11 protein-coding genes are annotated in these 13,439 nt (G+C 37.0%); 5 read left to right on the plus strand and 6 right to left on the minus strand.

The annotated features are described in order from the left end of the window. Positions 1 to 22: 22 nt before the first annotated feature. Complete coding sequence (gene ccmA / locus AC0L5Q_RS17570) at positions 23 to 676, minus strand: cytochrome c biogenesis heme-transporting ATPase CcmA (protein ID WP_473612288.1); 654 nt, start codon at positions 674 to 676, stop codon at positions 23 to 25. 400 nt (positions 677 to 1,076) lie between these two features. Here ccmA and AC0L5Q_RS17575 point away from each other — a divergent pair, with 400 nt between their 5' ends. The 5 genes from AC0L5Q_RS17575 to hemH are packed head-to-tail and all read left to right on the plus strand — an operon-like array spanning position 1,077 to position 6,471. Then, on the plus strand, positions 1,077 to 3,083 hold the full coding sequence (locus tag AC0L5Q_RS17575) for a heme lyase CcmF/NrfE family subunit (RefSeq protein WP_473612292.1): 2,007 nt from the start codon (positions 1,077 to 1,079) through the stop codon (positions 3,081 to 3,083). After that, the gene (locus AC0L5Q_RS17580; protein WP_473612295.1) at positions 3,083 to 3,631 is read left to right on the plus strand and encodes a DsbE family thiol:disulfide interchange protein; all 549 of its coding nucleotides are present in this window, start codon (positions 3,083 to 3,085) and stop codon (positions 3,629 to 3,631) included. The genes AC0L5Q_RS17575 and AC0L5Q_RS17580 overlap by 1 nt, the downstream gene beginning before the upstream one ends. Before the next feature lie 5 nt (positions 3,632 to 3,636). Further along, positions 3,637 to 4,119, plus strand: coding sequence for a cytochrome c-type biogenesis protein (locus AC0L5Q_RS17585; protein WP_473612299.1), 483 nt, complete (start codon positions 3,637 to 3,639; stop codon positions 4,117 to 4,119). A 4-nt stretch (positions 4,120 to 4,123) separates the two neighbouring features. Beyond that, positions 4,124 to 5,425: a c-type cytochrome biogenesis protein CcmI gene (gene ccmI, locus AC0L5Q_RS17590; protein WP_473612302.1), complete on the plus strand. Its 1,302-nt coding sequence runs from the start codon at positions 4,124 to 4,126 to the stop codon at positions 5,423 to 5,425. 20 nt (positions 5,426 to 5,445) lie between these two features. Continuing rightward, entirely contained in the window at positions 5,446 to 6,471 is a 1,026-nt protein-coding gene (hemH, locus tag AC0L5Q_RS17595; protein ID WP_473612305.1) for a ferrochelatase, read from the plus strand. Positions 6,472 to 6,548: 77 nt separating this feature from the next. Here hemH and AC0L5Q_RS17600 read toward each other — a convergent pair whose 3' ends face one another. The 5 genes from AC0L5Q_RS17600 to pepA all read right to left on the minus strand — a co-directional run bounded on the left by AC0L5Q_RS17600 (position 6,549) and on the right by pepA (position 13,250). Further along, on the minus strand, positions 6,549 to 7,541 hold the full coding sequence (locus tag AC0L5Q_RS17600; RefSeq protein WP_473612309.1) for a GDSL-type esterase/lipase family protein: 993 nt from the start codon (positions 7,539 to 7,541) through the stop codon (positions 6,549 to 6,551). A 201-nt stretch (positions 7,542 to 7,742) separates the two neighbouring features. Beyond that, positions 7,743 to 7,952: a cold-shock protein gene (locus AC0L5Q_RS17605; RefSeq protein ID WP_077341370.1), complete on the minus strand. Its 210-nt coding sequence runs from the start codon at positions 7,950 to 7,952 to the stop codon at positions 7,743 to 7,745. A gap of 294 nt (positions 7,953 to 8,246) precedes the next feature. After that, entirely contained in the window at positions 8,247 to 11,120 is a 2,874-nt protein-coding gene (locus AC0L5Q_RS17610) for a valine--tRNA ligase (protein ID WP_473612314.1), read from the minus strand. A 64-nt stretch (positions 11,121 to 11,184) separates the two neighbouring features. Continuing rightward, a complete protein-coding gene (locus tag AC0L5Q_RS17615) occupies positions 11,185 to 11,670 on the minus strand; it encodes a DNA polymerase III subunit chi (RefSeq protein ID WP_473612317.1) in 486 nt (161 codons plus the stop codon). A gap of 71 nt (positions 11,671 to 11,741) precedes the next feature. Further along, positions 11,742 to 13,250 carry a leucyl aminopeptidase gene (pepA, locus tag AC0L5Q_RS17620; protein ID WP_473612321.1) on the minus strand — a complete coding sequence of 503 codons (1,509 nt, stop codon included), beginning with the start codon at positions 13,248 to 13,250 and terminating at the stop codon, positions 11,742 to 11,744. Positions 13,251 to 13,439 lie beyond the last annotated feature (189 nt).

Below are 13,439 nucleotides of genomic sequence, written 5' to 3' on the forward strand. Positions count from 1 at the left end.
CTATGTATTATAAAAAACAACATTAGAAGAAACGATATTCTAGCGTGAGTTTTTTTACTCGTTCTTTAGGTAATGCTAAATCTTGATGTGTCGTTAAAATAATACAGCCTCCCTTATTAACATGAGTTAAAAATAGTGACTCTAATGCTTTTACGCCAATTTTATCTATAGCGGTAAAAGGTTCATCTAAAATCCATATAGGTGCTTTCGTTTGCCATAATTGAGCTAGAGCAATACGCCTATGTTGTCCTGCACTTAGGTGCGAAGCTAAAGAATCTTCAAAACCTAATAAGTTAACGTCTTTTAATGTGTCTTCTGCCAAGTTAGGGTTTAAACCTTGTAATGCCAGATTAAATGCTAGGTTTTCTTGAGCCGTCATTTCGCCTTTTACACCGGGAAGGTGACCTAGATAAAGTAAGTTTTGATGATAATCTTCACGAACTTTTTGAATGTCTTTTTCATTAAAATAAACAGTACCATCATACGGTACAGATAAACCCGATAAGATACGTAATAAGCTAGTTTTTCCTGCTCCGTTAGGGCCTTCAACTTGAATAATATCACCTGAATAAGCGTTTATATTTAACGCTTCAAATAAAATACGATCCTCTCTAATGCATGTCAGCATTTTGGCTGATAACAAAGGAGTTGAAGTGGTTTTATGAGTTGTTTGCAAGAAAAAATCCAAATAAAAAACGTTATACGAAGCGAGTATAACCTAATGTTTATACTTTAAAATTGATATAGAACAACTTCGATTTATGCGCATTATCATACTATATCGGCATGTAATTCAACAGTTCGAAATAATATTGAAGATTCACACTAACTTTAATGATTAATAATATGGGTTGATGCTAGAATAACGCCAATTTTTAGGTTTAAAAAAACTCAAAAATAATATATTGCATGGGCTATTTGTCATAACTTATTACACTTTTTGTGCCTGAAAATGATAAATACATTCTAAAATACGCATTCAAATGAATAATGTTATTAAAAATTAATTGAATAGCCCCACCTTTATTCGACTTTACAGCAAAGATCGAGAAAGAAAGATAAATCCGGAGAAATAAATGATACCTGAGTTAGGGCACTTCGCTCTCATAATTGGTTTAGCCTTTGCTATTTGTTTAAGTATTGTGCCTTTAGTTGGCATAGCAACTAAGCACCAACAGCTTATAACTTATGCTAAACCGCTAACGTTTGGTATGTTTGCTTTTATTGCTATTAGTATTATTACTTTGGGTTATAGCTTTGTAACCGATGACTTCTCCGTACTTTATATTGCAAGCCATTCAAATAGCCATTTGCCTTATTATTTTAAAATAAGTGCGGTGTGGGGCGGGCATGAAGGTTCATTATTGCTTTGGGTTTTTTCTTTAGCCGCTTGGACAGCCGCAGTTGCTAAATTTAGTGATGGTATTGAAGACGCGTTTATTGCACGCGTTTTAGCTGTGTTAGGCATGGTTGTGGTTGGTTTTGCGGTATTTACTTTATTAACTTCAAATCCATTTGAACGTTTATGGCCTAATGTGCCTGTAGAAGGGCGTGACTTAAATCCTTTATTACAAGACGTTGGTTTAATTATTCATCCGCCATTATTATATTTAGGCTACGTTGGTTTCTCTGTGTCTTTTGCTTTTGCTGTAGCGGCTTTAATGTGCGGTAAGTTAGATGCGGCTTGGGCTCGATGGGCTAGACCTTGGACCGTTGGAGCATGGGTTTTCCTAACTTGTGGTATTGCTTTAGGTAGTTGGTGGGCTTATTACGAACTCGGTTGGGGCGGATGGTGGTTTTGGGATCCAGTTGAAAACGCTTCATTTATGCCTTGGTTAGTGGGAACGGCACTTATTCATTCGTTAGCGGTTACTGAAAAACGAGGAGCTTTTAGAAACTGGACTGTTTTATTAGCTATTTTTGCGTTTAGTTTAAGCTTGCTGGGAACATTCATCGTTCGTTCTGGAGTTATTACCTCTGTTCATTCGTTTGCAGCAGATCCAGGGCGTGGATTATTTATCCTCATGTTATTAGCTATAGCTGTTGGAGGCTCCTTAACATTATTTGCTATAAGAGCTTCAAACGTTGCAAGTTTTAGCCGTTTTGCTTTTTATTCAAGAGAAACAGCATTACTTATTTGTAACGTTATTCTTGTTATTGCTGCTGTTACTGTGTTACTCGGTACTTTATACCCATTACTCGTTGATGCCTTAGGTTACGGTAAAATTTCTGTTGGGCCCCCTTATTTTAATGCGGTATTTGTTCCAATAATGAGTTTACTCTTTATTGTTATGGGTATTGGCCCGCTTATTCGATGGAAAAAAGCTAAAAAAGGTGAATTACGTAAACAATTATTTTCTCCATCAATTATTAGTATTGTTATTGGTATAGCTTTTCCTTTCCTATATGCCGGTGAGTTTAATGCTTGGATCACTATGGGGATTACATTAGCCTGTTGGGTTGAGCTCGTGGTATTGAAAGACTTATACAACAGAGCGAAAGGCCCAGATGGAAAATTATCAATATCTAGGATCAGCTTAAGTCAAATTGGTATGACATTAGCCCATAAAGGTATTGCTATCGCTATTGTAGGTGTAACGCTTGTTTCTACTTATGAAACCGAAACCAATGTGAAAATGTCACAAGGTGAAAGTGCACTTATTTCAGGATACGAAGTTAAATTTAACGGTGTTAAAGACGTAAAAGGTCCTAATTACTCGGCGGTGCAAGGCCAAATTGAGGTTTATAAAAATGGTGACTTTGTTAGCTTGTTACAGCCTGAAAGACGTACTTATTTAGTACAAACTATGGGAATGACTGAGGCAGCAATAGATCCCGGTTTGTTTAGAGACGTTTATGTTGCTCTGGGTGATCCATTACCAAATAATGCTTGGGCGGTACGCGTACATTACAAACCTTTTGTAAGGTGGATTTGGTTAGGCGCTATTTTCATGGCAGTAGGTGGCGTACTTACCATGTTAGATAAACGATATCGTAGAAAAAAAACAGTGAAAACAAAATCTTCGAGCTCAGAAAATAGCGAAATTCAGAGTGCAAAACCAAATTTAGCAGGAGCAGAGTAATGGGTAAGTTAATTCGATTTATTCCTCTTATATTGTTTGTTGTATTGGGTGTGGTTTTATATCGCGGGTTGTCGTTAAATCCGACTGAACTGCCTTCTGCTTTGGTTAATCAGCAATTTCCTGAATTTTCGTTATATGGTGTTAACGATGAGAAAACGTTGAAAACCAATGCAGATTTTAAAGCCGGTATTAAATTGGTTAATGTATGGGGAACGTGGTGTCCGTCGTGCAGAGCTGAGCATGAGTATTTACTAAAACTTTCTAAAACTGATCGCTTTACTATCTATGGTTTGAATTATGACGATGAAAGAGCAGCCGCTCAAAAATGGTTAGCTGCTTTAGGTAATCCTTACCAGTTTTCATTGTTTGATGAATTAGGCAAGTTAAGTATTAATTTAGGTGTGTACGCCGCACCTGAAACTTTTGTTATTGATCATAACAATATTATTCGTAAGCGTTTCGCTGGCCCCTTAAATGCCAATATTTGGCGTCATGAATTTGAGCCACTTATTGTGCAAATTGAATCTGAACAACAAGCGGGGAGATAGTTATTATGATCACCAAATTTTTAGCCTCATTAGTTTTAAGCATTACATTAACTTGTGCTTTTATAACAACTTCTATTGTGCATGCTAGCCCTGTTGATACATACGAATTTAAAGATGAAGTGACTAAAATACGTTTCAACGATTTAACCAAAGAGTTGAGATGTCCTAAATGTCAAAATCAGAATTTAGCTGACTCTAACTCACCTATTGCAGCTGATTTGCGTAGAGAAGTTTATGATTTACTTGAGCAAGGAAAAGCAGACAGTGAAATTGTTAATTTTATGGTAGCTCGATATGGCGACTTTGTATTATATCGCCCGAGAGTGAACAGCCTTACGTATATTTTATGGTTTGGTCCTGCGCTATTATTACTTATTGGTGTAATAGTTGTAGTGATGATTATTCGTAAAAAGCCGCAAGCTACAGTTGAAAAAACACTTTCTACTGAACAGCAAAGCAAACTTGATAACATACTAAAAGACAAATAAATTCATGCCAGAACTCATTATATTAATTGTTGCTTTTCTTCTCCTTATACTCGTTGTTATTTGGTGGCATTTTATTAAACAAAATAACAACGTGACTATTGTCAATAACTCACAACGTGACGATACTAATGTTAGGTTATATCACGAACATAAAGCTGAAATTGAAAACGATTTTAAACAAGGCAGTATTGATGATGAAAATTACCAATACTTAATTGCAGAATTAGATAAAAGCTTATTACAAGATATAGAAGAAAATAAGAAAGCTTCAGCTGAAGACGTGATTGAAAGCAAAACTATTTCGGTTATTTGGCCAATAATATTAACACTCTTTGTTTTGACCTTTAGTTTTGTTATGTACAACCATAATGGCGCTTACGAGCAACTGAGTCAGCCATTAAACAGTAACCAACATGCTGGTGCTGAAATGAGCGAGCAAGATCAAGCACAACAAATAATTGCTCAAATCAAATCCCTGATCGATTTAACAGTAAACGAACCTGATAATTCAGACGCTTGGTATGGCTTAGGTCAAGCCTTTATCAATATTGGTGAATTCGACAAAGCGATAGAGTCGTTTGATCAAGTTATTCGCATTGAAGGTGAATCTGCTGAGTTATATGGTGCTAAAGCTCAAGCTTACTACTATAAAGACAATCAAACTATCTCAAGTGATGTGCAAGAGTTTATTGATAAAGCGCTAGCATTAAATCCTGCTGATGCTTCAACCAATATACTCATGGGTATGCATAATTTTATGAAGCAAAATTATGCAATAGCGATTAAACATTGGGAAACGGTTATTAATGCCGGTAAACCGAATGTAAATACACAAGCGCTTAGTGAGGCGGTAGCTGAAGCTAAAAACAGGTTATTACAAGCCGCTAATGGACAAGGTATGGAACAAAGTCATCCTGTTTCAACAAATAACGATCAAACTGATACAGGGCCACAGTTAACAGTTAATGTTGATATAAGTGAAAATATTAAAGAACAACTGATCCAAGGTGAAGATAAGGTCGTATTTATCTACGCAGTATCATCAGATGCTAAACATGGCAGAATGCCTGTTGCCGCGGTTAAAATGAAAGCAAGTGATTTACCTGTAACTGTTGTGCTAAACGACAGTAAAGCAATGTCGCCACAAGCTAAAATTAGTGATGTTCCTGCCGTTAATATTTACGCGGTAATTTCTGCTAGTGGCAGTGTGGGTACTAAATCTGGCGACTTTAAAGCGGAACGGCTAAATACTGATGTGTTATCAACCGAACCCGTATCATTATTGATTGATACCATTGTTCCTTAACGAGTGTTTAGATAAATATTATGTCGAGATTTTTAGGCCGCAGTAAAGAACTTCACGATAAGAAAGCGAAAATAGGTGTGCTAGTGACTAATTTAGGTACACCTGAAGCGCCAACAGCTTCAGCATTAAGAACTTATTTAAGGGAGTTTTTATCTGATCCTCGTGTAGTAGAAATACCTAGAATATTATGGATGATTATTCTACACGGTATCATTTTACGTATTCGACCTAAAAAATCCGCCGCTTTGTATAAAAGTATTTGGACAGAGCAAGGCTCACCACTTATGGTGATCAGCGAAAAACAAAAAAGTAAAATTGAAAATGCGTTAACAGAAAAATATGGCGACAAGGTAACCGTTGCTTTGGCTATGCGATATGGTAATCCCTCAATTGAAAATGCCTTAAATACGATGCAGCAATCAGGTGTTAACGATATTATTGTATTACCTTTATATCCTCAATATGCAGGCCCTACAACAGCCTCAACATTTGATGCCGTTGTTAAAACACTTCAAAAGTGGCGTTGGATCCCAAGTTTACGTTTTATTAGCGGATACCACGACAATCCTAAATATATTCAAGCGCTTAAACATAGCGTAACTGAGCATATTAAATTATACGGTAAACCCGATAAGCTCATACTTTCATTTCATGGTATGCCTAAATACTTTTTAGAGCAGGGCGACCCTTATTATTGTTTTTGTAGTATGACCACGCGTTTATTAACAGAGTCTTTAGGTTTTGATAAAGATGACTTTGTAATGACCTTTCAATCGCGTTTTGGTAAAGCTGAATGGCTACAGCCGTACACTGATGTAACTTTAGAAAAACTAGCTAAAGAAGGCCATAAGCATGTTGCCATAATGAGTCCTGCTTTTAGTGCTGACTGCTTAGAAACATTAGAAGAGTTAGAGCATGAAAACCGAGCTGTTTTTATAGACGCTGGCGGTGAAACTTACCACTACATTCCTGCACTCAATGATGACGAACTTCATATCGAAGCTTTAGTTGATGTTATTAATGCTTCTATGCCTATTACCAAGTAAAAACGCATTTTGAGTATGCATCTACTTGGTAAAGGCTTTCTGAGTTTTAATGAATAACGGTTTAATCTCAATTTAGGCTACTTATCTAAAATTTTCGTTATTTGTTTTTCAAGTGCTTTAAGTTCTATTTTGTATTGATTCATGGGTAAACCAACAGGAAGTTTAGGGCGTGTGTGTCCTGTATAAGTTAACCACGCATCTCGAGTTAACTGCATTTTTTTGTTTGTTAGTGTAAGTAATTTTTGTGGTGATTTACTTAAGGTTTCAGCTAAAGATAGTGAGTTAGAAATATGTTGTTGATTCATTATAATTTTTTCGGGCTCAAAATAATTCATAATTAAGTCAGTTAAAAACCAGTATCCTTCGTCAATCATATGAATACCGTCATGTTGATAAAAATAATCAGGTTGGTCTTTTCTTAACGTTATAATTTGCCTGTTCATTTCGTTGTATAGGTCAATCACATGCCAACCATCTACTCTTTTTTGTAATAACCAATTAGAAAAAGATCTTAAGACTTTATCATTATAATCAAGGGCATCTATGCTCCCTTTTTGATGGTCATACATAGGCGGGGTTATATAAACTGCAGGAATATTGCGTTCGCTAATGGCTTTGTTTAACGCTAAATAACCTTGTTGGAAGCGTTTATCTTTTTTGTCGTTAAACGACTGGTATATACCACAGTTAATACCATACATAGCAATAATAAGATCAGGTTGTGTTTTATCTAAAACTGATATTAAACGGTCATGCACATACGGGCGAGGAAATGTACCGTTTGCATGTCCTGCTTCGCTTAACCCTGTAATCGTTTCGCTTGGTAAACCGACATTAATAATTTCGAATACTTTGTTCGGATAGAGCTTTTTTAACCATAACTCCGTATTAACAACCATACCGCCTTGAAAAGTAATACTGTCTCCAAGAAACACAATTCGTTTAGCTTGTTCAATAGAGGGCGCTTTTATGAATGATTTTGATGTAGATGGCTTTTGTATGGAAGTACAGCCAAAGCTGAACATTATCATAAACACATACATTAAAAATATTTTGAAGAAATATTTCATGCTGAATTCTTTATATGGATTTTATTAATTCATTCTATATGTAAACTCTGTTGTTTGTATATGATGTTTCGTATTGTTAGATAATTTGATTGGTAACGGGTATAGATTGTTATTAGACGAAGTAATTTGATGAGGAGGAACAAATAAAAAAGGTGAATCATTTCTGATTCACCTTTTTCGAATTTGTTTTAAGTGTTTAACTTAAAGAGCTGTTACGTTTTCAGCTTCAGGGCCTTTTTGGCCTTGTTTAACTGTAAAAGATACTGCTTGGCCATCAGTTAAAGTGCGGAAACCGTCACCTTGGATAGCGCTAAAATGAACAAAAACGTCAGGGCCGTTTTCTTGCTCAATGAAACCGAATCCTTTAGATTCATTAAAGAATTTTACTTTACCTGTTACTGAGTCAGACATACTTACATTTCTCACAAAAAATAGTTTAAAAACAGCCAAATGGCTACATACGGAGTAAATGCTCTCTACCTCAAAGTACAGACAGAGAAAGGTTTCCAATAACACAATAAAAGCGTTTAGGACAATCAACTATTACTAGCTAACCTTTCCTTCTTCCGAAACGCAAAAACTCAACGCGACAACATGTTATCACAAAGGTTCCCATTAATCTTTACTTTTTTATGACAAAAAAAAGCCAGCTAAGATGCTGGCTTTTAACAACTTTTTTACAAAAACGTATAGAGTTGTGTACGTTTATAACGCTTCGATTTGAGTAACTTGTTCTTGAAGCTTTTCAAGTGCTGACTCAGCTTCAGCTAATTTAGCTTTTTCTTTATTGATAACAGCTTCTGGGGCTTTACCAACAAATTTCTCATTACTTAATTTACTTCTTGTTTTATCCGCTTCTTTGTTCAGCTTCTCAATTGATTTAGTTAAGCGTGCTATTTCAGCATCTTTATCAATTAAACCTGCCATTGGAATAAGAACAGATAAATCACCAACAACCGCAGTAGCAGATAAAGGGGCTTCGTCATTGTCAGTCAATACAGTAATGCTTTCTAATTTTGCCAATGCACTTAAGAACTGCTGATTTTCATCGATACGACGTTGATCATTTGCACTTACGTTTTTAACTAACACAGGTAATGACTTACTTGGTGAAATGTCCATTTCGCCACGAATATTACGAATAGCAACAATGAACTGTTTAACCCACTCTAAGTCATCTATCGCTTGTTGATCGCATAGGTTTTCATCAAACACAGGGAATGACTGAACCATAATGCTATTACCTAATTGACTACCGTTATTTTCGATAAAGTTAGTTAATGGCACAACACGTTGCCAAATAGTTTCAGTAATATAAGGCATTATTGGATGCATTAAACGTAATAAGCTTTCCAGTACATTAACTAAAGTATGACGAGTTGCACGCTGCTGGGCTTCGTTTCCTTTGAAAAATACAGGCTTAGTGAGCTCTAAATACCAATCACAGAATTGATTCCATGTGAATTCGTATAGCGCTTGTGATGCTAAATCAAATCTAAAGGTTTCAAAGGCTTCATGTACCGTTTTAACCGTTTGTTGAAATTGACCTAAGATCCAACGATCGGCTAATGAAAACTCCATTTCCGCATTACTGTCTTTACCACAGTCATGCTCTTCGGTATTCATTAATACATAACGGCTGGCGTTCCATAATTTGTTAGTGAAATTACGGTAACCTTCAAGGCGTTTCATGTCCCAGCTAATATCGCGACCAGTAGTTGCAACAGAGGTTAAGGTAAAACGTAACGCGTCAGTACCATGTGCTTCAATACCATTAGGAAATTCTTTTTTGGTTAGCTTAGCTATTTTAGCGGCTAACTTAGGTTGCATCATGTTGCCAGTACGTTTCTCTAATAATTCATCTAAAGAAATACCATCAATCATGTCTAAAGGATCAATAACATTACCTTTAGATTTACTCATTTTATCGCCATTTTCATCGCGAATAAGGCCGGTAACATACACTTTTTTAAATGGAACTTGTGGTTTGCCACTTTCATCTTTGTTGAAGTGCATGGTCATCATGATCATACGAGCAACCCAGAAGAAAATAATATCAAAGCCTGTAACTAACACATCTGTTGAGTGGAAGTTTTTTAAGTCTTCAGTGTTTTTTGGCCAACCTAATGTAGAGAAGGTCCATAACGCAGATGAGAACCATGTATCAAGTACGTCGTTGTCTTGTTTTAAGCTGATATCTGCTGGAATGTTGTGTTTAGCTCTTACTTCTTCTTCTGTTCTGCCAACATATACATTTTCGTTTTCGTCATACCAAGCTGGAATTCTATGTCCCCACCAAAGTTGACGAGAGATACACCAGTCTTGAATGTCTTTCATCCAAGAAAAGTACATGTTTTCGTATTGTTTAGGCACAAACTCAATTTCACCTGACTTAACCGCATCTACTGCAGGTTCAGCTAAAGGTCCGGCTCTTACGTACCATTGGTCAGTTAATAGTGGTTCAATAATTACACCAGAACGATCGCCATATGGGGCCACTAAATCGTGCTCTTTAACTTCTACTAATAAGCCTAGTTCATCAAACTTTTCAACAATGGCTTTACGTGCAACAAAACGGTCTAAGCCTGCAAATTCAGCGGGTAAAGCAGTATCGTAAGCATCGCTTACTTCGCCCGTTCCGTTATAAACTTCAGCTTCTGCTAAAATTTCTGCATTTTTATTTAATATATTGATAAGTGGTAGGTTATGACGTTTACCTACTTCATTATCGTTAAAGTCGTGAGCTGGCGTTATTTTTACACAACCCGTGCCTTTTTCCATGTCAGCATGATCATCGCCAACAATAGGAATTAAACGATTAACTAACGGTAATAAAATATGCTTACCGATAAGATCTTTATAGCGTTCGTCTTTAGGGTTAACAGCTACGCCAGTATCACCAAGAACAGTTTCTGGTCGAGTAGTCGCTACAACTAAGTAGTCTTTACCCTCGGCAGTTTTTTCGCCGTTGGCTAATGGGTAACGTAAGTACCACATATGGCCTTTTTTATCTTTATTCTCAACTTCAAGATCTGAAATAGCCGTATGGAATTTAGGATCCCAGTTAACGAGTCTTTTACCACGGTAAATCAAGTCATCTTCAAATAATCGTACAAAAACTTCTTGTACGGCTTCAGACATACCATCGTCCATAGTGAAACGTTCGCGTGACCAATCGATAGAATTACCTAAACGGCGCATTTGCTTACCAATAGTGCCGCCAGATTCTTCTTTCCATTCCCAGACTTTGTCGATGAAGGCTTCGCGCCCGTAATCGTGGCGTGTTTTGTCTTCTTCTGCCGCTATTTTACGTTCAACTACCATTTGTGTTGCGATACCTGCATGGTCACAACCCGTTTGCCAAAGGGTATTTTTGCCTTGCATACGCTGATAACGAATTAACGTATCCATTATGGTTTGTTGAAATGCATGACCCATGTGCAAGCTACCCGTCACATTCGGTGGTGGAATAGCAATACAGTAGCCGTCACCTTCGCCTGTAGGGCTAAAGTAACCTTGGTCTTCCCAACTTTTATAAAGGGATTGTTCAATGTCAGAAGGAGTAAATGTTTTTTCCATCAGAATTTCCGTAAGAAGAGTGTCTTATAACTCGCTTTAGTTAAACATCGAGTTAAGTATTAATTTAAGTAATAACAGGGGCTGGTTGGCTTTCAACTAAAAATCCCCATTGCTTACAAGTTCTGTATCTGTCTCGAGCTTGCTGCTTTAATAATTCGTTTGTTGGTACAAAATCAACTACCGTTGAAAAATTATTCGTAAAATTAGGCACTGTAGTGGTTAAGTTAATAAGAACAGGGCGCCTAGTTGTTGGATTTTGCCAGCTAATTTCAACTGGAGAACCACCTCTTGGGCCTTCACCGACTAAATTATGAGCCACAAATGAATGAGGCTCAAAAGCCCATAACATTTCGTCAATATTATGAGCTTGTGCTTGATCTTGCGTATAAATAAACACTTTTTGGTTTTGTCTGTAAAAATAGGCAGCTTGCAAACAGGCTTGATGAATTAACGAGTTTGACTCGATATCAACAGTTGTATCGTTATGTACTGGCTCTTTAGAAGTGTTTTCTACTTCGGGAAGCACATAAAACATGACTTTTGTTTGCATTTAAATTACCGAATAGCTGTTAAATAATAACCTTAAGTAAAGCTAGCCGTATTCAACAACTAGCTTTAGGTTTATTCACCTTGTTCTGTACCTGATTTATTTAATAAATATTGCGTTAGCATACTTACAGGTCTGCCTGTTGAGCCTTTGTCTTTACCGCCGCTGCGCCATGCTGTACCAGCAATGTCTAAATGTGCCCAGTGGTATTTTTTAGTAAAGCGAGATAAGAAACAACCTGCAGTAATAGCACCCGCACCTTTGCCGCCTATATTGGCTAAATCTGCAAAAGGGCTTTCAAGTTGTTCGTAATATTCTTCCCATAAAGGTAAGCGCCATGCTCTATCGCCACTTTGCTCTGAAGCGTTAAGTAGTTCGTGAGCTAACGGATTATGTGTACTCATTAATCCTGTTGCATTTTTACCTAAAGCCACAACACAAGCACCTGTTAATGTCGCAACATCAATAACGGCTTCTGGGTCAAAACGTTCAACGTAAGTTAAGGCGTCACATAATACTAAACGGCCTTCAGCATCGGTATTTAATACTTCAACGGTTTGGCCTGACATAGTTGTTAATATATCACCAGGTCGATAAGCATTACTGCCTGGCATGTTTTCACACCCAGCAAGTACACCAATAACATTAATCGGTAAGTTTAATTCAGCAAGAGAGTGCATAGCACCTAAAACACCTGCAGCACCGCCCATGTCGTATTTCATTTCATCCATGCCTGCGCCGGGTTTTAATGAAATTCCACCACTATCAAAAGTTAAACCTTTACCTACTAATACAACAGGAGCTGAATCATCACCCGCGCCATTGTATTTAATGATGCTCATTAACGATTCGTTTTCTGAACCGCGACCAACGGCAAGGTAAGAACCCATGCCAAGTTCTTCCATTTCTTTTTCATCAACAACGGTTATTGTAATTTTTTCGTAATCGTTATCTAAAATACGTGCTTGTTCTGCTAGATAGGCTGGATTACAAATATTAGGTGGCATATTGGCTACATTTTTACAGGTAGAAATACCTTCAGCAATCGCTAAACCATGTGCTACTGCACGCTCTCCTAGAGGCAGTTCACGTCGAGTAGGAACGTTAAATACTATTTTACGTAGTGGGCGACGGGCTTCTGCTTTACGCGTTTTTAAACTGTTAAAGCTGTATAAACAATCTTGAGTTGCTTCAATCGCTTGGCGAACTTTCCAGTAAGTATCACGACCTTTAACATGCAGCTCAGATAAGAAGCATACAGCTTCCATTGAACCAGTTTCGTTTAAGGTGTTAATTGTTTTACTGATAATTTGACGATATTGACGTTCGTCTAATTCACGCTCTTTACCACAACCAACCAATAACACACGTTCACTTAATACGTTAGGAACATGATGAAGTAATAGCATTTGCCCAGACTTACCTTCAAGGTCGCCTCTACGTAACAAATTACTAATATAACCTTCGCTTATCTCGTCAAGTTGTTCAGCTATTGCAGATAAACGACGTGGTTCAAATACACCAACTACAATACATGCACTGCGTTGTTTTTCTGGGCTACCACTTTTTACACTGAACTCCATGGGTTCTCCTAATTGGCTATTATAAACGCTATTTTTAATTAAAAATGGTCGTTTAAACTGCTTAAAACATTAAATAATAAGGAAGATTACTTTTAAATCTATTCGCCTAAAGGCTATAATCGTCGCTGGCTTCAACAACATTATGCTTCTAGTGCACTTATTATTTAGTATGAAAACAACCAGTTTACT

It is taken from the genome of Pseudocolwellia sp. G5-9 (assembly GCF_055808995.1).

Coding starts and splice junctions, on each gene's coding strand:
- AC0L5Q_RS17575 (WP_473612292.1), top strand. CDS start 1,077: ATGATACCTGAGTTAGGGCACTTCGCTCTCATAATTGGTTTAGCCTTT.
- AC0L5Q_RS17580 (WP_473612295.1), top strand. CDS start 3,083: ATGGGTAAGTTAATTCGATTTATTCCTCTTATATTGTTTGTTGTATTG.
- AC0L5Q_RS17585 (WP_473612299.1), top strand. CDS start 3,637: ATGATCACCAAATTTTTAGCCTCATTAGTTTTAAGCATTACATTAACT.
- ccmI (WP_473612302.1), top strand. CDS start 4,124: ATGCCAGAACTCATTATATTAATTGTTGCTTTTCTTCTCCTTATACTC.
- hemH (WP_473612305.1), top strand. CDS start 5,446: ATGTCGAGATTTTTAGGCCGCAGTAAAGAACTTCACGATAAGAAAGCG.
- AC0L5Q_RS17600 (WP_473612309.1), bottom strand. CDS start 7,541: ATGAAATATTTCTTCAAAATATTTTTAATGTATGTGTTTATGATAATG.
- AC0L5Q_RS17605 (WP_077341370.1), bottom strand. CDS start 7,952: ATGTCTGACTCAGTAACAGGTAAAGTAAAATTCTTTAATGAATCTAAA.
- AC0L5Q_RS17610 (WP_473612314.1), bottom strand. CDS start 11,120: ATGGAAAAAACATTTACTCCTTCTGACATTGAACAATCCCTTTATAAA.
- AC0L5Q_RS17615 (WP_473612317.1), bottom strand. CDS start 11,670: ATGCAAACAAAAGTCATGTTTTATGTGCTTCCCGAAGTAGAAAACACT.
- pepA (WP_473612321.1), bottom strand. CDS start 13,250: ATGGAGTTCAGTGTAAAAAGTGGTAGCCCAGAAAAACAACGCAGTGCA.